General features: G+C 68.9%; 15 protein-coding genes. All 15 read left to right on the forward strand.

The features are described from left to right. Window positions 1-378: 378 nt before the first annotated feature. A complete protein-coding gene (tssH, locus tag NS331_RS19195; protein ID WP_082702621.1) occupies window positions 379-3102 on the forward strand; it encodes a type VI secretion system ATPase TssH in 2724 nt (907 codons plus the stop codon). A gap of 78 nt (window positions 3103-3180) precedes the next feature. Then, window positions 3181-3699: a type VI secretion system contractile sheath small subunit gene (gene tssB / locus NS331_RS19200; RefSeq protein WP_058643561.1), complete on the forward strand. Its 519-nt coding sequence runs from the start codon at window positions 3181-3183 to the stop codon at window positions 3697-3699. Window positions 3700-3754: 55 nt separating this feature from the next. Continuing rightward, window positions 3755-5254, forward strand: a complete 1500-nt coding sequence (gene tssC / locus NS331_RS19205) for a type VI secretion system contractile sheath large subunit (RefSeq protein ID WP_058643562.1) — start codon at window positions 3755-3757, stop codon at window positions 5252-5254. A gap of 69 nt (window positions 5255-5323) precedes the next feature. Continuing rightward, window positions 5324-5809 (forward strand): Hcp family type VI secretion system effector, encoded by a 486-nt coding sequence (locus NS331_RS19210; RefSeq protein WP_058643563.1) that lies wholly within the window; start codon window positions 5324-5326, stop codon window positions 5807-5809. Between the two features lie 113 nt (window positions 5810-5922). Further along, complete coding sequence (gene tssJ / locus NS331_RS19215; RefSeq protein ID WP_082702622.1) at window positions 5923-6453, forward strand: type VI secretion system lipoprotein TssJ; 531 nt, start codon at window positions 5923-5925, stop codon at window positions 6451-6453. Window positions 6454-6483: 30 nt separating this feature from the next. Further along, window positions 6484-7839, forward strand: a complete 1356-nt coding sequence (gene tssK, locus NS331_RS19220) for a type VI secretion system baseplate subunit TssK (RefSeq protein WP_058643565.1) — start codon at window positions 6484-6486, stop codon at window positions 7837-7839. Between the two features lie 49 nt (window positions 7840-7888). After that, entirely contained in the window at window positions 7889-8542 is a 654-nt protein-coding gene (locus tag NS331_RS19225) for a hypothetical protein (protein ID WP_058643566.1), read from the forward strand. Window positions 8543-8736: 194 nt separating this feature from the next. Further along, window positions 8737-10089: a type VI secretion system protein TssL, long form gene (gene tssL, locus NS331_RS19230; protein ID WP_242873822.1), complete on the forward strand. Its 1353-nt coding sequence runs from the start codon at window positions 8737-8739 to the stop codon at window positions 10087-10089. A 17-nt stretch (window positions 10090-10106) separates the two neighbouring features. Then, entirely contained in the window at window positions 10107-14195 is a 4089-nt protein-coding gene (gene tssM, locus NS331_RS19235) for a type VI secretion system membrane subunit TssM (protein ID WP_058643568.1), read from the forward strand. Between the two features lies 1 nt (window position 14196). Then, window positions 14197-14943 carry a type VI secretion system-associated protein TagF gene (gene tagF, locus NS331_RS19240; RefSeq protein WP_058643569.1) on the forward strand — a complete coding sequence of 249 codons (747 nt, stop codon included), beginning with the start codon at window positions 14197-14199 and terminating at the stop codon, window positions 14941-14943. Beyond that, window positions 14940-16043, forward strand: a complete 1104-nt coding sequence (locus NS331_RS19245) for a TagK domain-containing protein (protein ID WP_058643570.1) — start codon at window positions 14940-14942, stop codon at window positions 16041-16043. Before tagF ends, NS331_RS19245 begins: the two co-directional genes overlap by 4 nt. A 152-nt stretch (window positions 16044-16195) precedes the next feature. Beyond that, the gene (gene tssE / locus NS331_RS19250; RefSeq protein ID WP_058643571.1) at window positions 16196-16759 is read left to right on the forward strand and encodes a type VI secretion system baseplate subunit TssE; all 564 of its coding nucleotides are present in this window, start codon (window positions 16196-16198) and stop codon (window positions 16757-16759) included. A gap of 20 nt (window positions 16760-16779) precedes the next feature. Continuing rightward, on the forward strand, window positions 16780-18660 hold the full coding sequence (gene tssF / locus NS331_RS19255; RefSeq protein WP_058643572.1) for a type VI secretion system baseplate subunit TssF: 1881 nt from the start codon (window positions 16780-16782) through the stop codon (window positions 18658-18660). Window positions 18661-18700: 40 nt separating this feature from the next. Beyond that, window positions 18701-21271, forward strand: a complete 2571-nt coding sequence (locus NS331_RS19260) for a type VI secretion system Vgr family protein (protein WP_058643573.1) — start codon at window positions 18701-18703, stop codon at window positions 21269-21271. Further along, the gene (locus NS331_RS19265; protein WP_058643574.1) at window positions 21268-22323 is read left to right on the forward strand and encodes a DUF4123 domain-containing protein; all 1056 of its coding nucleotides are present in this window, start codon (window positions 21268-21270) and stop codon (window positions 22321-22323) included. Before NS331_RS19260 ends, NS331_RS19265 begins: the two co-directional genes overlap by 4 nt. The last annotated feature ends 5 nt before the right edge of the window (window positions 22324-22328 follow it).

Consider the following 22328-nt stretch of genomic DNA (forward strand, 5'->3'; position numbering starts at 1 on the left):
GCGCCGCCTCGTGAGTCATTTCCGTGCGTTTTCACGAATGGGAAACGGTGTTCAACATGCTGCTGAGTGGGACACCAAGTGGTGATTGTTAAAGCCGTGCATTAAGTCACGGGATGCCTGGATTCTTCAGCGGCCAGGGCTGAAGGCGCCTTCTTCTCCGCTTAAATCGTGGCGTCGCCGAAGAGCGGCAACAACAAATCAGGGAGAAAACCAGGTGCGTGCTTCAACCAGGATCGTGGAGGTCCTCGTGCGGGCGGCCGTGGCCGTCGCAGAAGCCGGTGTCGATCACCGGCCCGTGTCGCGCAATGGCCCGCGGTCGGACGCCGGGTGCCGGATGTCCCCGCCTGGGCGGGCGCGTGTCGAAGGCGGGGCACGCTGATGGCCATCTCCCGACGCGCCCTGTTCGGCAAGCTGAACACCACGCTGTTCCGCGCCATCGAGTCGGCAGCGGCCTTTGCCCGCTTGCGCGGCAATCCCTACGTCGAGGTGACGCACTGGCTGCACCAGCTCTGGCAGGCGGCGGACAGCGACATGCACCGGGTGGTGCGGCACTTCGACATCCGGCCCGACGAAGTGGATGCGGGGCTGGCCGCCGCCCTCGCCGCGCTGCCCGCCGGCGCCAGTTCGCTCACCGACATCTCGCACCACGTGAGCGAGGCGGTCGAACAGGCGTGGGTGGTCGCCAGCCTGGAATTCGGCGGCGAGAGCATCCGCAGTGCCTGGCTGCTGGTGGCCATGCTCCAGGCGCCGGAGCGGCGTGCCCAGCTGTTGCGCATCGTGCCGGCGCTGCGCCGCATCGATGCACAGCGGCTGGTCGAGGCGCTGCCGGCCATCACGCAAGATTCGCCCGAGAGCCGCGAAGGCGCGCAGGCCGGCGGGGCTGCGGCCACCGAGCCCGCCGCTGCGGATGGCCCGGCGCTGGCCGGCGCCACGGGCGGTGGCGCCTCGGCGCTGGACCGCTACTGCACCGACCTCACCGCGCGAGCCCGTGAGGGCAGGATCGATCCCGTCATCGGGCGCCAGCTGGAGGTGCGCGGCCTCGTCGACATCCTGCTGCGGCGCCGGCAGAACAATCCGCTGCTCACCGGCGAGGCGGGTGTGGGCAAGACGGCCGTGGTCGAAGGGCTGGCGCTAGCCATCGCCCGCGGCGAGGTGCCGCCCGCGCTGGCCAACCATCGCCTGCTGGGCGTGGACCTGGGCGCCATGCTGGCCGGGGCCGGGGTGCGCGGCGAATTCGAGTCCCGCCTCAAGGCTCTGCTCGAAGCCGCGACCCAGGCCGTGCCGCCGGTGATCCTGTTCGTGGACGAGGTCCACACGCTGGTGGGCGCCGGTGGCCAGGCCGGCACAGGCGACGCGGCCAACCTGCTCAAGCCCGCATTGGCGCGTGGCGCATTGCGCACCATCGGGGCGACGACCTGGGCCGAGTACAAGCGCCACATCGAAAAGGATCCCGCGCTCACCCGGCGCTTCCAGGTGCTCCAGGTGGCCGAGCCCGGGGAGGAGCTGGCCATCGAGATGGTGCGCGGCCTTACCGGCGCCTTCGCCGCGCACCATGGGGTGCTGATCCTGGACGAAGCGATCCGCGCCGCGGTGACGCTCTCGCGCCGCTACCTGCCAGCGCGGCAGCTGCCCGACAAGGCGATCAGCCTGCTTGACACGGCCTGCGCCCGCGTGGCCCTGTCGGTCCATGCGCCGCCCGCCGCCGTGGAGCGCCTGCGCCACCGCGTGGCCGCGCTCGAAGCCGAGACCGCCTTGCTGGGCCAGCAGGCGGCGCTGGGTCTGGGCGGTGCCGAAGCGGCCGCGACGCTCGGCGTCGCCGAACAGGCCCTGGTGGCCGTCCGCACCGAACTGGCCCAGGCCCATGCCCGCTGGCAGCAGCAGGCCGATCTGGCCAGCCGCATCGCCGCCGTGCGCCAGACCCTGCTGGACAGTCCAGCCACGCCGCAGCCGGACACCAGGACGGCCGCTGCCGGCAGCCGCACCATGCTGGCCGATCTGGAACGGCAATGGCGCGACGCCGTGTCCGGCGAGCCGCTCGCCCTGGCGGAAGTGGGGCAGGCGGTGGTGGCGGATGTGCTCGCGGACTGGACCGGGATCCCGGTACGCCGCATGGTGCGCGACGACGTGCAGGCCGTCTTCGGGCTGCATCCGCAACTGGAGGCCCGTGTCATCGGCCAGCCTGCCGCCACGCGCGCCATCGCCGACCGGGTGCAGGCCGCCAAGGCGGGGCTCACCGACCCGGACAAGCCCGTGGGCGTGTTCCTGCTCGTCGGCCCTTCCGGTGTCGGCAAGACCGAGACGGCCCTGGCGCTCGCGGACGCGCTCTACGGTGGCCCGCAGAACATGGTGACCATCAACATGAGCGAGTTCCAGGAGCCGCACACCGTCTCCACGCTCAAGGGCTCGCCGCCGGGCTACGTGGGCTACGGCGAAGGCGGGGTGCTCACCGAGGCCGTGCGCCGCAGGCCCTACAGCGTGGTGCTGCTCGACGAGGTGGAGAAAGCCCATCCGGACGTGCACGAGCTGTTCTTCCAGGTCTTCGACAAAGGCTGGATGGAAGATGGCGAGGGCCGGCGCATCGACTTCCGCAACTGCACCATCCTGCTGACCAGCAATGCGGGGGCCGAGGCATTGATGGACGCCCACGAACGCGGCGCCCTCGACCGGCCGCAGCGCGAACTGCAGGACCTGGTGCTGCCCTCGCTGCGCCGCGTGTTTCCCGCGGCCTTCCTGGGCCGCACGACCGTCATCCCGTACCGGCCGCTGGAGGATTCCGCGCTCGACACCATCGTCGGCCTGCAACTGGCGCGCGTCGCACGGCGCCTGCAGGAGCAGCACGGCATCGCCCTGAGGCACGACGCGGACGTGGCCGCGCACCTGGTGCGCGCCTGCGGCGCCCACGAGACCGGCGTGCGCCGGCTCATCACGCTCATCGAGCAGGACCTGCTGCCCGAACTCGCGCGCTGCTGGCTCGAGGCCCTGGCCGAGGGGCGGGCGCTCGAAGCGATCGCCCTGGGCCTGGCCGAAGCCCCGACCCAGGACACGGCAACGGCCATGCCGCGCATCCGCTGCATGCCGCACTACGCCGACGTGCCCGGCTGACGCGCGCGACGCGCCGCATTCCGTCTTCCGCTTTTCTTCCACCCACCGACGCTTCGTCACCAACCCTCAAGGGAGCCTATGAGCAACAGCAGCCAGAAGTTCATCGCGCGCAACCGCGCGCCCCGCGTGCAGATCGAGTACGACGTGGAAATCTACGGGTCCGAGAAGAAGGTCGAGTTGCCCTTCGTGATGGGCGTGCTCGCCGACCTCTCCGGCAAGCCGGTCGAGCCGCTGCCCGCCGTCGGCGAGCGCAAGTTCCTCGACATCGACATCGACAACTTCGACGAGCGCATGAAGGCCATCCAGCCGCGCGTGGCCTTCTCGGTCCCCAACACGCTGACGGGCGAAGGTCAACTGATGGTCGACATCAGCTTCGACAGCATCGAGGACTTTTCGCCGGCCGCCGTGGCGCGCCAGGTCGAACCGCTGCGCCGCCTGCTGGAGGCCCGTACCCAGCTGGCCAATCTGCAGACCTACATGGACGGCAAGGCCGGCGCCGAAAGCCTGATCAACCAGCTGATGCAGGACCCGGCGCTGCTCAAGGCCCTGGTGGCCGCGCCCAAGCGCACCGAGGCCGAACCCGCCGCCGAGCGTTGAGCCACCGCCCGTTTTCCACACCTTCGCCAAGAACCCTCAGGGAGAACCCATCGCCATGAGTACCGCCACCCTCGAATCCCCCGCCGGCACGCGCGAGCTGCTGGCCGACCCGAACGAATTCGCCTCGCTGCTGGACCGCGAATTCAAGCCCAAGACCGACGAGGCCCGCGAGGCCGTCGAAGCCGCCGTCCGCACGCTGGCCGAGCAGGCGCTGGTCAACGCCGTCACCATCTCCGACGATGCCTACAGCAGCATCGAGGCCGTCATCGCCGAGATCGACCGCAAGCTGTCCGAGCAGATCAACCTGGTGCTGCACAAGGAGGAGTTCCAGAAGCTGGAGTCGGCCTGGCGCGGCATGCACCACCTGGTCTCCAACACCGAAACCGACGAGAAGCTGAAGATCCGCTTCCTCGACATCTCCAAGGACGAGGTGCGGCGCACGCTGCGGCGCCACAAGGGCGTGGCCTGGGACCAAAGCCCCATCTTCAAGCGCGTGTACGAAGAGGAATACGGCCAGCTGGGCGGCGAGCCCTACGGCTGCCTGGTGGCCGACTACTACTTCGACCACACGCCGCCGGACGTCGAACTGCTGAGCGCCATGGCCAAGGTGTCGGCCGCAGCGCACACGCCCTTCATCGCCGGCGCCTCGCCCTCGCTGCTGGGCATGGAGTCGTGGCAGGAGCTGGCCAATCCGCGCGACCTGGCCAAGATCACGTCGAACCTGGAGCATGCGCCCTGGAACTCGCTGCGCGACACCGAGGACTCGCGCTACGTCGGCCTGGCCATGCCGCGCTTCCTGGCGCGCCTGCCCTACGGCGCCAAGACCAACCCCGTCGATGAGTTCGATTTCGAGGAAGAGACCGACGGTGCCGATCACCGCCACTACGTGTGGAGCAATGCGGCCTATGCCATGGCCGTCAACATCAACCGCAGCTTCAAGCTCTACGGCTGGTGCACCATGATCCGCGGCGTGGAGTCGGGCGGCACCGTGCAGAACCTGCCCTGCCACACCTTCCCCACGGACGACGGCGGCATCGACATGAAGTGCCCGACCGAGATCGCCATCTCCGACCGGCGCGAGGCCGAACTGGCCAAGGCCGGCCTGATCCCGCTGGTGCACCGCAAGAACACCGACCACGCGGCCTTCATCGGCGCGCAGTCGCTGCAGCGGCCGCAGGAGTACCACGACCCCGATGCGACGGCCAACGCGAACCTGTCGGCGCGCCTGCCGTACCTGTTCGCGACCACGCGCTTCGCGCATTACCTCAAGTGCATCGTGCGCGACAAGATCGGCACCTTCAAGGAGCGCGACGACATGCAGCGCTGGCTGAACGGCTGGATCATGAATTACGTCGACGCCGACCCGTCCAACTCCTCGCAGGACACCAAGGCCCGCCGACCCCTGGCTGCTGCCGAGGTGGTGGTTGAGGAGCTGGAGGGCAACCCCGGCTACTACAACGCCAAGTTCTTCCTGCGGCCGCACTTCCAGCTGGAGGGGCTGACGGTGTCGCTGCGGCTGGTGGCGAAGCTGCCGTCACTGCGCGAGGCCGGCTGAGCACGCGCGCTTTCCCTTTCGTCGTCTTTCGTTTTTCACAACAGGGCGAAATCGCCCAGGGAGTAAACCATGTCTCAGGACATCTTTCTGAAGATCAACGGCATCGAAGGCGAGGCCCTCGACGCCGACCACAAGAACGAGATCGAGGTGCTCGCCTTCGAATGGAAGGTGATGCAGGAATCGATGATGCATTCGGGCTCCGGCGGTGGTGCAGGCAAGGCCACGGTCGAAGACCTGGAGTTCACGCACTATGTCGACCGCGCCAGTCCCAACCTCATGAAGTACTGCCTGACCGGCAAGCACGTGCCCGAGGCCAAACTGGTAGTTCGCAAGGCGGGCGGCAGTCCGCTCGAGTACCTGAAGTTCACCTTCACCGACGTGATCATCACGAGCGTGCAGCCCCACGGCTCCAACACGGACGACCTGCGCGTGCGCGAGCGCGTTGGCCTGTCCTTCACCAAGGTGAAGCAGGAGTACGCCGTGCAGAACGCGCAGGGTGGCAGCGGCGGCGCTGTTACCGCGGGCTATGACATCAAGGCCAACAAGGAAATGTAAGGCCCGGAGAACGGCGCCGCCACGGCACGTGGCGGCGCTGCCGCGGTCCTGGGCGGTGGGGATGCTGCATCTCCTGCGCCTGGGGCCGTCTCGTAGACAGCAATGGGTATCACATGCTCGCATTTCCTGCGTTCTTCCTTTTGCGCGCGCGCCTGCTGGGCGGCGCACTTCTTCTGGCCTTGGCCGGTACGGCCACTGCCCAGTTCGCCCATGCCCGCGAACAGACCCGCCTCGAGCTGCGCATCGCTGCGGCGGACGACGTCAACCAGGACGAGAAAGGGCAGGGCGCGCCCATTGCCGTGCGCATCTACGAACTCAAGTCGGAGGGCACTTTTCAGTCCACCGACTATTTCTCGCTGCAGAAGAACGACAAGGCCGTGCTCGGGGACGACCTGCTGGTGCGCGACGAATTCGTGATGCGCCCTGGCGAGGTGCGTGTGGTGCGCCGCTGGTCGCACCCGGACGTCGCCGCCATCGGCGTGATCGCGGGCTACAAGAACCTGGCGCAGTCCGACTGGCGAGCCGTCCAGAAGATCGACCCGGCCCCCGAAGCCGCGTGGTATCGGGCCGTGCTGCCCGCCAACAAGGCCAAGCTGCAGATCCAGTTGCAGGCCCGCGGCATCCGCATCGTTCCGCTGGACTAGCGGCTCCCCCAAAGTTTCACGGATGTCCCGATGAGTTGGTACAACAAGGTCGCATGGAGCGAAGGCCTGTTTCTTCGCCCCCAGCTGTTTCAGCAGCAGGAGCGTTACCTCGAGCATGTGGCGCACCGCCGCGCGGCGACGCTGACTGCATTCTTCTGGGGCTTCAGCCATTTCGCCATCGACAGCGAATCGCTGGCGCTGGGCAAAGTGGTGCTCGCGGGCGCGAGTGGCGTCTTTGCGGATGGCACGCCGTTCGAGACACCGGCGCATGCGCCGCTGCCACCGCCCCTGACCATCCGGCCTGAGCACCTCGAGCAGGTCATTCATCTGGCCGTTCCCATCCGCATGCCCAATGGCGAGGAGACGGCATTCGAGGACCCAGGCAACGCGGGGACGTCGCTCGCTCGCTTCGCGGTCTTCGACACCGAACTGCGTGATTCCAATTCCTTCGGCCAGGGCCCGAAGACGGTCCAGCTTTCGCATCTCCGGCTGCGCCTGCTGCCCGAGCGCGAACTTACCGAAGGCTGGATCGGCCTGCCGCTCGCCCGTGTCACGCAGATCCGCTCGGACGGCAGCATCGCGCTCGATCCCGACCTCATTCCGCCGGTGACGGGCTACGGCGCCAGCGGCCTGCTGACCGACTGGATCGTTCACCTGCATGGACTGTGCCGGCTGCGCGCGCAATCGCTGGCCCACCGTTTGACGGCCAGCGATGGCAAGGCGTCGCAGGCGGCCGAGGTTTCCGACTTCCTGCTGTTGCAGATCCTCAACCGCTACGAGCCGCTGCTGGAGCACTGGACGCTGGTGCGCGAAACCGCGCCGGAGCAGATTCACACCGCGCTGCGGATGATGAGCGGCGAGCTGTCGACCTATGTGCGTGGCGCGACGCGCCGGCCGGCCGTACTGCCGTCGTATGCGCATCTGCAGCCCTATGCGTCGTTCCGCCACCTCATTTCGGACCTGCAGTCGCAGCTCAACGATGTGCTGGTGCGCAGCGCGCAGAGCATCGCGCTGGAGCCGCGGCCCAACGGCGTGCGGGTGGCGAGCATCGAGCCGACGCAGTTGAAGGAATACGCGGCCCTGGTCCTCGCCGTGGCGGCGCACCTGCCCGCCGACCAGTTGGCCGCGCAGTTCGCGGCGCGCTGCAAGGTCGGGCCGAGCGACCGGCTGACCGAGTTGCTGCGCTCGCATCTGCCGGGTATCGCGTTGCAGGGCTTGCCCGTTGCGCCGCGCCAGATCCCGTTCAACGCGGGATTCGTCTACTTCCAACTCGACGGCAGAGGACCTTTGTGGGACCAGTTGCTCAAGTCGGGCGGCCTGGCGCTGCACCTGGCGGGTGAGTTCCCTGGGCTGCAGCTCGAGTTGTGGGGCGTTCGGGAGCGTTGATGGTCCGGCACCACGCTCCTCACGCCCGGTCGCAGCGCGGAGGCGGCGCATGAGCACGCCCATCACGGCCATGGCCAAGGAATATGCCGTGCTGTCTGCCGGCGGCGGCGGCATCACCGTGGCTGGTGCCGACATGACGCCCGGCATGTTCTCCGGCATCGCCTGGAGCGACATCAGCTTCGTCGACTGCGTCTTCGGGGGCGACGGCAATGTGGCCCTCGCGGCCATGAGCGGCTGCAAATTCATGAACTGCCGCTTCACCGGCCCGGACCACGATTTCGGCGTCATGACGGCGGTGAAGTTCATGGACTGCAGCAGCCAGGGCCGTTCGGTCTTCTGCGGCCGCGACGGCAGCAGCGATGTCCTGTTCCAGAACTGCAGTTTCAACGGCGGCTCAGCGGCACCGCAGTCTTTCCGCGGCATCGGCTGCACCGGCGAAGTCGTCTTTCGCAACTGCACAGGCAGCGGCGAGGTGCTGGTCGGAGGGACGGCCATGTCGCTGGAAGGCTGCCGCTTCTCGGACATGAGCTTCGCCATAGGTCGTCGGGCAGGGCGCGGGGCCCCGCTGGCGGCGACGCTGGTGATCGACGGCTGCCAAGGCAGCGGGCTCTGGCGAATGGTCGAGGGCCGCATGAAGACCAGCCACATCCGCAACAGCCGTTTCGGTCGGATCGTCAATGACGGCTCCGAATGCGCTGCATGACCCTCGAGTTGTCGGGCCGGCACTGTAGCGCGCTCCTTTCTTCCGTTGATCCGTGATTTATGCAATCGAACGATTCCTTTCCAGAGACTGATGACGTTCGGCATGCCGAGACAGACAGCGACGGTGCTGCGCCGGGCCGAGGCAAGGAACCGGGCCGCGCGTCCGACGCCTTCGTCGGCTTCGAGCCGGGGCCCGTGCCTGCCGAGCGTCTGCATGCCGTGCGCTCCGCGCCCAACCCGCTGCTGGAAGCCGCGCAGCCGCTGCTTCGCATGCTCACGGACATGCCCGAGACGCTCGAGCCTGAAGGCGTGGACCTTCTGCGCAAGCTGCTGGAGCGCGAGGTGGCAAGCTTTCAGGCGCTGTGCAGCGATGCGCGCATCCGGCACGAGCATGCGGTGGCGGCGAGCTATGCGCTCTGTACGGCGCTGGACGAAGCGGCCAGCAGCACAGCCTGGGGCGGTGCCGTGACGAGCCACGCCGGCGTATGGGCCGCAGACCCCCTGGCCGACCAGTTCCATGGCGACACCAAGGGCGGCGACAAGTTCTTCCTGCTCATCGGCCGGCTGGCGGCGAGTCCGCAGGACCATGCCGATCTGCTCGAACTCATGTACCAGTTGCTCGGACTGGGTTTCGAAGGCCGCTTCAGCACGCCCGGCAACGGGCCGCGGCAGCTGGAGACCATCCGCCAGCGGCTGTACAGCCAGCTGACGGCGACCCGCGGCGAAGTGCCTCAGGCGCTGTCCCCGCACTGGCGTGGCGAGGCTGCCGGCCAGCTTGGCCTTCTGCGCCGGATTCCCGTCTGGCTCACGGCCATGGCAGCCTGTGCAGCGGCCATGGGGCTTTTCGCGTGGTACCGCTACCAGCTGGAGCACCGCATCCAGGCGGTCGAGCAGCGCATCTCGTCCGTGCGCGTGGCCGAGGGGGAGGCCGCCGCGCAGCCGGGGGTGCCGGCCGTGGCGCCGCTGCGGCTGCGGCAGCTTCTGGCTTCGGAGATCACCGCGGGCCTCGTCAGCGTCCAGGAGGAGCGCAACCACAGTGCCGTGAGCTTCGCCGGCGACGGCATGTTCATGCCCGGCCGGGCCCTGCTGACGGCGCAGATCCAGCCGGTGTTGAACAAGGTCGCCGACGAGATCCGGCGCGTGCCCGGCACGGTGCAGATCATCGGCCACACGGACAGCGTGCCGATCCGCACCTCCGAATTCGCCAGCAACCAGGTGCTCAGCGAGCGGCGCGCACAGGCGGTGGCCGCGCTGTTCAAGCAGCGCGGCGTCGAGTCCGCCCGCATCCGCGTCGAGGGCCGTGGCGACAGCCAGCCTGTGGCGGACAACGCCACGCCTTCGGGCCGGGCCAAGAACCGCCGGGTCGACATCGTGGTGGATGAAGTGCGGGTGCCGACGGCGACGGCGCCCGCCACCGACGCAGCGCGGACGCCAGTATCCGCCGCATCGGTCACTACGAAGACGCCTGCGTCGGGTTCCACGGTGCGTACGACCGGCCCGGTGCCGGGCAGTGCCGCAGGGCTGGCACCCGCGGCGGTCCCGCGCTGAAAAAGACATCCACATCCATGCAACAGCTCATTCAGTTTCTCAAGTTCCTGGTCAGCCGCCAGGTCCTCGGCTTCCTCGTGGTGGCTGCGCTGGCGCTCGCCATCTGGTTCGTCGGTCCGCTGCTGGTCTTCGCCGGTGCCCGCCCCTTGGCATCGCCCATGCTGCGCGTGGCGCTCATCCTGATGCTGCTGCTCACGCTCGGCCTGTGGCTGGCGGCCTGGCCGGTCAGGCTGGCAGCCATTCCCGCGCTCTGCCTGCTCGTGTGGGAAGTCGGACCCTTGCTCGCCCTTGGCAACGTGGCGCCGTTGAAGGCCGTAGGGCCCAGGCTGGGCCTCATCGGGCTGATCCTTGGCCTGTGCCTGCTGTACGGCATCTATCGGCTCTGGCAGGCCATGCGGACCGACACCGAGTTCCTGAAGAAGGTGTTGAACTTCGGCTCCGGCGCCAGTGCGGCGGAGCAGGGCACCGAAGGGCTGAAGGCGGTCAACGAATCGGTCTACCAGGCGCTGCGACAGCTCAAGGGCTTGCAGTTGCGCGGCGGCTTCCTGCGCCGCGTCTTCGAGGCCCGGCGATTCGTCTACGAGTTGCCCTGGTACATGATCGTGGGCAGTCCGGGCGCCGGCAAGACCACGGCGCTGTTGAACGCCGGCCTGCAGTTCCCTGCCTCGCGACAGACGGGGCACATCACACGGGCCGCGGCGCTGAGTGCCAACAGCGGGACGATGAACTGCAGCTGGTGGATCGCCAACGAGGCGGTCTTCATCGACACCGCCGGCCGCTACACGACGCAGCAGAGCGACAGGCAGCGGGATGCGGCGGAGTGGGGCGGCTTCCTCGCCTTGCTGCGCAAGCACCGGCCCCGTGCGCCGATCAACGGCGTCATCGTGGTGCTGAGCGTGAAGGAGCTCAGGCGCCTCAGTCCCGACGAGCGCATCGACCATGCGGCCCAGCTGCGCGACCGGCTTGCCGAGTTGCGCAGCGAGCTCGGCATCCGTTTCCCGGTCTATGTCATGGTCACCATGGCGGATCAGCTCGGTGGCTTCGAGGAATATTTCCAGTCGCTCACCAGCGAAGGCCGCGCACAGGTCTGGGGCTTCACCTTGCCCTTTGCCGCGGCCCGTCCGGCTCGCCGGACGTCCGACGCGGAGGATGGCCGCTCGGCGATTCGACAGCAGGTGGAGGCCGAGTTCGACCTCATCCACCGCCGGGTTGCCGACGGGCTGCGCGGCCGGCTGGTGGAGGAGTTCGACGTCCAGCGGCGGCGGCGGCTCTTCGCCCTGCCGCAGGAACTCGCGCAACTGCGCGAGCCACTGTTCGAGGTGCTGGACGGCATCTTCCTCGACTCTCGCTTCGACGACACCCAGGCCGGGGCCATGCTGCGGGGGGTCTACTTCACCAGTGCCGCCCAGGTGCAGTCGATGCCCTTGCCGGAGGGTGGCATTCTCAAGCGGTTGCTCGCGAGGATCGCCACGATCAAGGCCGCCGAGAAAGAAAGGCAGAAGCAAGGGCAGGGGACCGTCGACCAGAAAAAAACGACGGAGCAGGACGCCGGGTCAGCGCCGGTGCCGCCCGACGGCACAGGCACTTTTGTCCATCGCGGCTTTTTCCTGCAGGACCTGTTCGCACGCATCGTCATCCCCGAGGCCCATCTCGTCCGTCCAAACCTGCGGTGGGAAGTGCGCTTCCGCCTGCTGCAGACGCTGGGGCATGCGTTGTCGGTGGTCGTGTTGCTCTGGATCGCGGCAGCCCTCGCACTGAGCTTCCGCAGCAACGGCAACTACCTGCAGACCATCGAGCAGAAGGCCAAGGCGTTGTCCGCCACGCTTGCGCAGGCCGGCCGTCCGGTGCCGCCTGCCGCCATGCCGCAGGTGCTGGACGACGCCTACGATCTGCCGGCCTATCCAGGGCTGGACCTGTCGAATCCGCCGTCGACCTACCAGTACGGTCTCTACAGCGCGTCGCCGGTCGTCGATGCCTCCGGCAAGCTGTATGCACGCCTGGAGGACGAATTGCTGCTGCCGCTGGTGCTCGGCCGCATGGAGGACGAACTGTCGCGCAGCCTTCGGGAGCAGGATGCGCGCGCCGCCTATGCCGCGCTGCGGGCCTACAAGCTGCTGCACGATCCGCAGCGCTACATGCAGGGCGGCGCGGCCGAGGTCCGGGCCTGGGTGCTCAAGGACTGGGAAACACGCGAGAGCGCAGCAGTGTTCGGCGGCCGGGCTGCCATGGTGGGCCATGTCGAGCGGCTCTTCTCGGGTGCGCGGCTCGTGCAGTCGCCATCGCTGCCCAAGGAGGTGCTGGTGCGCGAAGTCCAGGCCTTCCTGGGAAGCAGCACCTCGAGCCAGCGGGTCTACGAGCGTGCCAAGTCGGCCATGGCGCTGGAAGCGCCTGCCGAGTTCACCCTCGTCCGGGCGGTGGGCCCGCAGGTCGGCACAGTCTTTGCCAGGGCCGAGGGCGAGCCGCTGGAGAGCGGCATTCCCGGCCTCTTCACCTATGACGGCTACCACGGGGTATTCGACAAACGGCTGACCGAGTTCGTGGCCCGCGCCCAGCAGGACGACGCATGGGTGATGGGCCGGAGCATGGCGAATGGCAAGGCCGAGGCGTTGGGCGCCGATGGCCGACCGCCGCGCGATGCGGCGCTGCTGGAGGATGTACGCCGGCAGTACCTGAGCGAGTACGCCGCCCGCTGGACCACCTTCCTCGAATCGGTCCGCGTCGTGGGTGCCCAGGGGGGCGGCGGCAGTCTCGGCTTCGACCTCAGTGTGCTGCGTCAGCTGGCCGCGCCCGATTCGCCCCTGGCCCGCCTGGCGCGTGCCGCGGCGCGAGAAACCAGCCTGTCGCGACCGCTGGGGGGCGGGCCGCAGGACAACAAGGGCCTGCTGGACAAGGCCACCGAGCAGATCGACCGCCAGACGCGCGAGCTCACCCGCAACCTGGGCATCCGTCCTGAAGAGCGCCTGGAGCGCCAGTTGGTCGACGACCGGTTCGCGGCACTGCGCGAGATCGTGACCGGCCAGCCCGACCTGACGGCGGTGGCCACCGGCCCGGGCACCGGCCGCGCGAGCCTGGACAGCATTCTGGGCGTGATCAACGAGCTCTACACAGTGCTGGTGGTGGCCGACACGGCCATGACTGCCGGCAGCCTGCCGCCAGGGGGCGCCGACGTGGGCGCACGCATGAAGCTGGAGGCCGGCAAATTGCCGGCCCCTTTTCGTGAGGTGCTCACCGCGCTCGCGACCAACGCCGCCGACAAGGTCCTGGATGGCACCACGGCCATTCTGCGCAAACAGGCCCAGCAGCAGTTCGACCGGCTGATGGGCCTGTTCGCATTGAACGTCACCGAGCCCTGCCGGCGCGGCATCCAGGGGCGCTATCCCTTCGTCGACGCCGGCGAGGACGCGTCGGCCGAGGACGTGTCGCTGATGTTCAGTGCGGGCGGCGCCGTCGACAGCTATTTCACCAAGTACCTGGCGCCGTTCGTCGACGCCAGCGTGCGCCCCTGGCGCTACAAGAATCCTGCAACGGGCAACGCGCTCGTCGGGGTGGAGAACGCCGCCGCCGGTGTGGCGCCGGCGCCGGCCGTCTCAGGCCCCACGCTGCTGGGCGAACTGCTCAAGCTGCTGGCGCAGGGCGGCCCGGACCTGGCGTTCTTCCAGCGCGCGCAGCAGGTCCGCGATCTGCTGTTCCGCGATGCGGATGGGCGCCGGCTGTCCTGGAAGATGGATCTGCGCGTGACGGAGCTCGAACCCAGCATCACTGAACTCATCATCGACATCGACGGCCAGGCGCAGCGCTACGTGCACGGGCCGGTAGAGCCGCTGGCGGTCAAGTGGCCGGGGCCGCGCGGGGGTGTGTCGGCGCAGATCACGGCGCAGCCGCGCATTTCCGCCGCCGGCTCGACCATCCTGGCCCAGGGCCCCTGGGCCATCGTCCGTCTGCTGCGCAAGGGGCGGATCGTGAGCACCGCGACGCCGGGCCACACGGCGGTGGAATACAACCTGGACGGCCGCCGGGCCGTGCTCGATGTCAGCAGCGGCAGCCAACCCAATCCCTTCAACAGCGATCTGCTGAGCGGCTTTCGCTGCCCCGGGGTGGCCGGCTGAGATGTGGGGCCGTTTCTTTCTTGCGCGGATCAGCCCGCCGGCCATCTGGGGCCGTCTTCCCGCGCATGCCGACTTCGTGCGCAGCGGCGTTCGCCATCGCGAAGCCGAGGCCTGGGAGGGCTGGTTGCGCGCCGTGCAGCCGGCGCCTTCGGAAGCGCCACCGGATGGCCTCGGCGTGACGCGGGCCGGCATCGCCGGGCTGCCGATCGCCTTCGTGCTTCCTGCCGCCAGCCTGGGCCTGGGTGCCGGTGGCGCCGTGCTGGGCGCGATGGTGGCGTCGCAGGACAAGGTGGGGCGCCAGCACCCGTTGATCGTGTACCGGCGGGCGTCCCGCCAGTGGCTGGTGCGGCACTTCTCGCAGGCGGATGGCGGCGCGCTTGGCTGGCAGTGGATGCTGGCGCGCCTGTTGGCCCGCCGCACACGGTCCGACGCCGGCTGCACGCTGAGCCTGCTGGCGGAAGAGGTCGAAGACCAGTGGCGCCTGTGGTCTGGCGGCTCTGGGCGGAGCCCAGGCCAGGTGCGTCCACCGGTTCCCGAAACAACCGCCATGCACCCGGGCACAGACGGCGAAGTGCTGGCGGACGATCCGGCCGCGAGTCTGCACGGTGTGCAGCATCTGCCCTGGCCTGACTGGCCGCAGCGCCTCCATGGCGCCCAACCACGTGCGGCGTTCTGGCAGCAGGATGCACACGGGCGCATCGTCATGGCCGCGGAACGCCTGCAACCTCTGTGGAAGGTGGCCTCATGACATCGCAGGCCACCCCCTGGCCGCATCACGTGGCCCCCATGCCGCTGCGCGTTCGGCTGCTTCACAGCTTCGGGCAAGCGCGCGACGCGGCGGTCGACCTTGGCGTCGACGGCATGGCCCTGGTGGACCTGCTGCACGCACTCGGCGAGCCGGCGCACGATGCGGAACTGGCGCTGCCGGGGGCCTGCCATCTGCGCTGGAATGCCGCCGAGGATGCGTGGCAATGGTGCGACGAGGGCGTTGCGCTCGTCTGCACCTTGAATGGACGGCGCCTGCGGCCGGGCGTGCTGCGCAGCCTGGTACCGGGTGACATCCTGGAAGTCGGCCTGCTGCGCCTGGCCATTGAGCGGGGAGAGGTGTGGCCGGCGGCCGTCGTTCCGGAGGCCTGGGCGCCGATGGCGCCGCAGGCCAGGGAGGCGCCGATCGACGACAGCGCATTCGACCTGCGTGACCTGGCGGGAACCGGCCAGCCCGGCCGCCGGGATTTCGACTCCATGCATGCCGCGGACGACGCCTTCGGGCTGATCGGCCTCGACCGCAGGCAGGCGGGCCGGCCGGACGAGGTGCTCGCCTCGCTGCTTCAGCATGTCCAGCCCGATGCTGCGCCTGCAAGCGAGGACACGACGCCGTTGCCCGCTCCCGTGGCCCCGGTCGGTGGACAGCCCTCACTGCTTGATCGGCTCCATGAGGAGTTCGTGCGGGTCGTGCGCGATCCGTCGCAACTGGCAGGGCAGGCGGTGGATTCACCGGTCGCCGACCCGGCCGGCGGAACGCCCGTACCGTCTTTCGACGAGCTGAGGCGCGAGGCGCGCCAGTTCGCGTCGCTGCGCGACATCCTGGAGCCGCGCGCTGAGTTCGATGCCTTTCTCGAGCAGTTCGCTTGCCCGGGGCAGGATGCGTTGACGGACCTCGGCGGCAGGGAGGACGTCTTGCGCCTGTTCGTCCCGGCCGCCAGCCTGCGCGTGCACACCGCGGCGCTGCCCACGCTCACCCGGCGCGAGCACCACGCCTTCTCACCCGACAGTCCCGCGGCATTCGACAGGGCGACTGCGGCGCAGGCTAGCCGTGAGCCGCTGCCGCCGGAAGGGGGTCGCGAATGAGCGGCACGGCATCGCTCGACGCGCACTCGGCGGCACCCGGGCCTTCCGATCTGCCGACCGAGGCCGGCACGGTTGGCGCGCCGGCTGCACGGCCTGAGCCGGTATTCCGGCGAAGTGTCCCGGCCCGCGACCATGAAGCCGGCGAGCGCGCCATGCACCCGGGCGTGCGGCTCACGCGCGCCCCGGCCGAGCGTCCCTGGCGCGCCGAAGCGCGGCTGCTGCCGACCCTGTTCGACCGCCTGCGCGACGAGGCGCCCGGCCGGCGCCAGGGCACGTCGGCCACGCCCGCTGTCACCGTGGCGCAGTTGCGCGACATCGTCCAGCGCGACCTGGCCTATCTGCTCAACACCACCAACATCGAAAACCTGCTCGACCGCGAGCGGCATGCAGCGGCCGCGTCCTCGACGATCAATTTCGGCGTGCCGGCGCTGGCAGGCGGCTATGCCTCCGAGCGGCGCTGGGCCGCCATCGAAAAGATCATCCGCCGCGCCATCGCTGATTTCGAGCCGCGGCTGATTCCCGAGTCGGTGCAGGTGACGCCGCTGCGGCCCGCGGGCGGCGGCGACGACTACAACGTGCTGCTGTTCGAGATCCATGCCGTGATCGGCTGCAAGCCCTTTCCGGTGGAGCTCACGGTGCGCAGCTCGCTCGACCTGGAGACCAGCCGCATGCGCGTGGCAGGCAGCCACCGCAGCGGCACCGACGCGGCCGATTGACCGCCTGACCCGAGACGTCCATGGATCCGCAACTGCTCGACTACTACAACCGCGAACTCATCTACATGCGGGAGATGGCGCGCGAGTTCGCCGCCTCGCATCCCAAGATCGCCGGCCGGCTCGGCATGCATGGCGTGGAAATGGCCGACCCCTATGTGGAGCGGCTGGTGGAGGCCTTCTGCTTCATGTCGGCGCGCATGCAGATCAAGCTGGACGCCGAGTTTCCGAACTTCACCCAGCGGCTGCTGGAGGTGCTCTACCCCAACTACCTCAGTCCCACGCCGGCGATGGCCGTCGCGCAGCTGCATCCCAGCCAACTGCAGGGGGACCTGGCGCGCGGGCTCGTGGTGCCGCGCGACACCGCCTTCCATACCCGCGTGCCCGATGGCGAGGAAACACCCTGCGAATTCCGCTCCAGCCAGGACGTGACGCTCTGGCCGGTGGAGATCGCCGATGCACGCCTGACCGGCGCGCCGCCCGACATGCCTGGCCTGGAACGCTTTCTTCCCGCCCATGTGCAGGTGGCGGGCGCGCTGCGGCTGCGTCTTCGCACGCAGAAGGGCCTGCGCTTCGAGGACCTGGGCGCGCTGGACACCTTGCCGATCTACCTGTGCGGCGATCCGCAGCTGGCCTCGCATGTGTTCGAACTGCTCCATACCTCGGCCGTGGCCTCCTTCACCGGTGCCCCTGGCCGGCTGCTCGAGCAGCCGCATGTGGTGACGTCCCAGGCGCTGGGCCATCATGGCCTGGAGCCGGGCCAGGGGCTGCTGCCGCTGGAATGGCGTGGCTTCCATGGCCACAACCTGCTCCACGAATACTTTGCCTGCCCGGAGCGCTTCTATTTCTTCGCGCTCAATGGGCTGGCCCCGGGCCTGCGGAAACTCGCTTCCGACGAAGCGGAAATCGTGGTGCTGCTCAGCCGCGCGCCAGGTGCTCTGGCGGCCGTGGTCGATGCGGCCCAGTTCGCGCTGTTTTGCACGCCCGTCGTCAACCTGTTCGAACGGCGCACAGACCGGCTGGAGATCAACGCCGCCCAGCCGGAATTCCACCTGGTGCCGGACCGTTCCCGGCCGATGGACTTCGAGGTCTATGCCGTCCGCGGCGTACAAGGCCATCAGGCGCGCACCGCCGACGGCGTCGAGTTCCGGCCGCTCTATCAGAGCCTGAACCAGGACGAAGGCAACCATGGCCGCTACTTCAGCATGCGGCGCGAAGCCCGCCTGGCGTCCGACACCGCCCGCCGGTACGGCACACGCACGCCCTATGTGGGAACGGAGGTCTTCCTGTCGCTGGTGGACCAGCACGAGGCGCCATATGCGGACACCATCCGCTACCTCTCCGTGCGGGCGCTGCTCACCAACCGGGACCTGCCGGCCCTCGTGCCGCGCGACGGGCGAGCCGACCTGCAGGTGGGGCAGTCGGTGCCGGTGGCGTCCGTGGGTCTCATTCGTCCCCCCAGCCTGCCGCGTCCGCCTTTTGCCGAACGCGAACTGGCGTGGCGGCTGATCCGCCAGCTCAACTTCAACCACCTGCCGCTGGCCGACGTGGACCATCGCCAGGGTGCGCAGGGGCTGCGTGACCTGCTGCGCCTGTTCGCGGCCGCGGGCAACGACGCCCAGTCGCGGCAGATCGACAGTCTGGTCGGCTCCCGCATCGAGCCCGTCACACGCAGGCTGCCGGGTGGCGGTCCGCTGGTCTATGGCCGGGGCGTGCAATGCACCCTGACGGTGGACGAGCAGGGATTTTCCGGCGGCAGTCCCTATTTGTTCGGCCTGGTGCTGGAGCACTACCTGGCCCGGCACGTGAGCATCAATGTGTTCACCCAGACACGCCTGACGTCGATGCAGCGCGGCCTGGTTGCGCAGTGGCCGGTGCGAATGGGAAGCCGCGGCGCCGTGTAGTGCGCGGATGGCGCCACCAAGCAAGAGGAGGGAGAACGTCATGGCAACGACCAATGTCCACACGCTGCGGGTGAGCTCGCCCGCGCTGCCCGTTTTCGCCGGCGAGCCGCTGCTGCATCCGGTGCGGCTCTGCGGTCACGAGGGCGTCAACACCCTCTTCTGCTACGAGCTGCTGCTGCAGACCCCGGATTCCCTGACCCCCGGCGCCCTGGCCGAGGCCTGCGCCAACCTCGACCTCGATGCGCTCATCGGCCGGGAGATCTGCTGCGAGATCGAACTCGACGGCTCGGGTTACTTTCTTCCTGGTGCGGTCGGTGAGGCAGTGGATGCCGTCGGCGCAGGCATCCGCCAGATCAACGCCCTCATCACCGAGGCTGCCTTGGTCGGCGAGGAAGGCCGCCACCTGCAGTACCGCCTCGTGCTGCGCCCCTGGCTGCACCTGGCCACCCTCAACGCCGACTGCCGCATCTTCCAGAACGCCACCGTCGTGGACATCCTCGACGCCGTCCTCGCCGACTATCCCTTCCCCGTCGACAAGCGCCTGCTCGAGCGCTATCCCACCCGCGACTACCAGACCCAGTTCAACGAGAGCGACTTCGCCTTCTTCGAGCGCCTCTGCCAGGAATGGGGCATCAGCTACCACTTCGAGCATGCAGGCGGTGCGCACCGCCTGGTGCTCTCGGACCACCTGGGCGCCTACCTGCCCAACCCCAGCCAGGCCTACCGGCAGGTGGACTACCACCCGCCCGGCTGGAAGCTCGACGCCGAGTACCTGCATGCCTTCGTGCCGGACAGCCGCCTTACATCCGGGCGCTACAGCAGCCGCGACTACGACTACACCCGCCCCCGCGCCGACCTGCGCGCCGGCCGCACCGATGCCCGGCCCACCGGTTTCGCCGATGCCGAGGTCTACGCCTGGCATGCCGGCCTGGGTGGCAGCCACTACGCTCAGCCGAACGCCGGGACAGCGTCCCCGAACGACCCGCGAGCCGAGGGCGACCTGATCGCCCGGCTGCGCATGCAGGCGCTGCGCACCGCGGGCGCCCGTGCCCGCGCCAGCGGCAACCTGCGCGCCATGGTGCCGGGTTTCACCTTCACCCTGCACAACCACCCCAGGGATGCGGCCAATGCCGACTACCTGATCCTGGAGACCGACCTGCTGGTGGAGGACACCGGGCCGGACAGCCAGGTCCGGGATGCCGCCCCTGAGCGCCAGCAGGACTGGCGGGTGAAAGTCGATCTGACGGCCCACCCGATCACCGAGCCGCTGCGCCCAGACATCACGCGGATCAAGCCGCACACGCACGGCCCGCAGACGGCGCTGGTGTTGGGCCCCGAGGGGCAGAACCTGTGGACGGACGAACTGGGCCGCATCAAGGTGCAGTTCCCCTGGGACCGGCAGGGCCGGGAGAACCAGCACAGCAGTTGCTGGGTGCGTGTCTCCAGCCCGTGGGCGGGCAACCAGCTGGGCGGCGTGCACATCCCGCGCATCGGGCAGGAGGTCGTGGTCGATTTCATCGCCGGCGATCCGGACCTGCCGATCTGCACGGGGCGGGTGCACAACCAGATGAACCTGCCGCCGTGGGCGTTGCCGGGCCAGAGCGCGCTGTCGGGCTTCAGAAGCCGGGAACTGAACGAAGGCGGCGGCAACAGCGCGGCAGGGCGCAGCAACCACCTGGTGATGGACGACACGGCCGGGCGCATCCAGGCGCAGCTCAAGAGCGACCACCAGCATTCGAGCCTGAGCCTGGGCAGCATCACGCGCATCGAAGACAACCAGGGGCGCCAAGAGGCACGGGGTGAAGGCTTCGAACTGCGCACCGATGGGCACGGCGTGCTGCGGGCGCAGGACGGCATGCTGATCTCCACCGAGGGGCGGGCCAACGCGGCCGGGCACGCCAAGAGCATGGGCGAGACCGTCGCCCGGCTGACGTCGGCCGACGCGCAGCACGCCGGCCTGGCCGATGCCGCTGCGACGGCGGGCGCGCAGGAGCGTGCGGGCGATCAGACCGAGGTCGCGCGAGTCCTGGCCGGCCAGACCGCCGGCATCCGTGGCGACGGCCAGGCCAACGCCGCCGAACGTCGCTTTCCGGAACTGCAGAGTCCGCACCTGCTGCTCGCCAGTGCCGCGGGCCTGGCGGCCACCACGCCGGGATCGGTGCACCTTCAGGCGGCCGAGCATGCGGTGATCGACAGCGAGGGACACACCAGCCTGAGCGCCGGCAAGCGGTGGCTGGTGGCGGCCAAGCAGGGCATCCGGCTGTTCGTGCGGCGGGGTGGCATGAAGTGGATCGTGGGCCGCGGCGCCGTGCGCATCGACGCGCAGAAGGACGCCATGGAGGCCCTGGCGCGCCAGGGCGTGCACATCCGCAGCACGGCCGACCGCATCGTGATCTCCGCGCCGATCAGCGTGACCGTCAACGGCGGCGGCAGCTTCACCGAGTGGAGCAACGAGGGCATCGTCAACGGCACGCCCGGCGCGTGGGTGGAGCATGCGGCGAGCCATGTGCAGATGGGGCCGTTCAATCGACCTTTGCAGCCGCAGAACTTCAAGGCCTGCGACACCCAGGAGCGTGAAGCGGACGGCACCGCGGGGACAGTCTCGCGATGACGGACGCACAGATCGGTGTGAAGCACCCACCCCTCGCTGAACTGCTCGCACAGTTCCTGAATGCATGGGCGCAGTTCGATGCGTCGCCCGTTGCCCTCGACGTCAGCGAATCGATGGAGGAGACCGAATGCGCGGTGAACGCCTTTCTGCTTCTCAATCGGTGGGCCGACAACCCCGTTGCCGAAGCGATAGCTGCCCAGTTCCCCGAGATGGCAGAACGCCGTTGTGCCGTCCCGGACGAAGTATTCATTGATCGACTGGCTCAAGCGCCATGCCTCGTGCCCTTGACATCTGCCATGGCTCCTCACGCCGCCGCTGACTTGCCAAAGACCTGCTCCGCACGCGCCGTGTTGGCAGGATGGCTGGCATTCGCGTGGAGCCAGGCTCTTACCAGACTTGGCCGCCAGGATTTGTGCGCCCTGGTGTTGAGCCGCCAGCCAGCCAGCCGCATCGCGTCCCATTGGGTGCGCCTTGGCAATCAGCAGCCACCGGACGGTGGCGACTCCGTGCTGTTTCGCTATCAAGACCCGCGCGTGATGCAGCGGATGTGGCCATCGCTCACGGCCGGGCAGCGATTGCGCTGGCTTGGCCCGGTCGAGCACTGGTACGCACTGGCTCATCCTTGGGGGCCGATGCCGACCATGGAGCAGCCGCAATGGTTTCATGCCCAGCGCCCTGCTGAGCCTGTGCCGATTGATCGCCAGGGCTCCCGTTTCGACAGCAATCAATGGCATGCGATGCGGGCCTGGGCGCCGGCCAATCGCATTTGGCGCGACTACGAGGACCATGGCGTTGCGGCAGGGGATCAGCCGGACGCACAGACCATGGCGCAGTTACTGCGCGATGCCGCCGGCCTGGGTCTGACCGGGGCCAGCGCCGAGGACTACGTCCAATGCACCTGGCTTCATGAAAAGCGGGATGAAGGGGCGTCGCGTGTGCTCGATTGGGCGCAACCCGCCAACGCCCGGCTGCTCAAGCGCATCCAGGCTGCGCTGGCGGCGGAACCCCAAGCACGCTTTGCCTCCTTATTCCACCTTTTTACGCGCGGCTGACGCTG

The organism is Pseudacidovorax intermedius (assembly GCF_001476815.1).
Taxonomy (GTDB): Bacteria; Pseudomonadota; Gammaproteobacteria; order Burkholderiales; family Burkholderiaceae_C; genus Xenophilus; species Xenophilus intermedius_A.

Bases quoted from the DNA above. Each gene is read 5' to 3' on its own strand.
- NS331_RS19265 (WP_058643574.1), top strand. From the start codon at position 21,268: ATGACGGACGCACAGATCGGTGTGAAGCACCCACCCCTCGCTGAACTG.
- NS331_RS19225 (WP_058643566.1), top strand. From the start codon at position 7,889: ATGAGCACGCCCATCACGGCCATGGCCAAGGAATATGCCGTGCTGTCT.
- tssK (WP_058643565.1), top strand. From the start codon at position 6,484: ATGAGTTGGTACAACAAGGTCGCATGGAGCGAAGGCCTGTTTCTTCGC.
- tssJ (WP_082702622.1), top strand. From the start codon at position 5,923: ATGCTCGCATTTCCTGCGTTCTTCCTTTTGCGCGCGCGCCTGCTGGGC.
- tssM (WP_058643568.1), top strand. From the start codon at position 10,107: ATGCAACAGCTCATTCAGTTTCTCAAGTTCCTGGTCAGCCGCCAGGTC.
- tssF (WP_058643572.1), top strand. From the start codon at position 16,780: ATGGATCCGCAACTGCTCGACTACTACAACCGCGAACTCATCTACATG.
- NS331_RS19210 (WP_058643563.1), top strand. From the start codon at position 5,324: ATGTCTCAGGACATCTTTCTGAAGATCAACGGCATCGAAGGCGAGGCC.
- tagF (WP_058643569.1), top strand. From the start codon at position 14,197: ATGTGGGGCCGTTTCTTTCTTGCGCGGATCAGCCCGCCGGCCATCTGG.
- tssC (WP_058643562.1), top strand. From the start codon at position 3,755: ATGAGTACCGCCACCCTCGAATCCCCCGCCGGCACGCGCGAGCTGCTG.
- tssH (WP_082702621.1), top strand. From the start codon at position 379: ATGGCCATCTCCCGACGCGCCCTGTTCGGCAAGCTGAACACCACGCTG.
- tssE (WP_058643571.1), top strand. From the start codon at position 16,196: ATGCACCCGGGCGTGCGGCTCACGCGCGCCCCGGCCGAGCGTCCCTGG.
- NS331_RS19245 (WP_058643570.1), top strand. From the start codon at position 14,940: ATGACATCGCAGGCCACCCCCTGGCCGCATCACGTGGCCCCCATGCCG.
- NS331_RS19260 (WP_058643573.1), top strand. From the start codon at position 18,701: ATGGCAACGACCAATGTCCACACGCTGCGGGTGAGCTCGCCCGCGCTG.
- tssB (WP_058643561.1), top strand. From the start codon at position 3,181: ATGAGCAACAGCAGCCAGAAGTTCATCGCGCGCAACCGCGCGCCCCGC.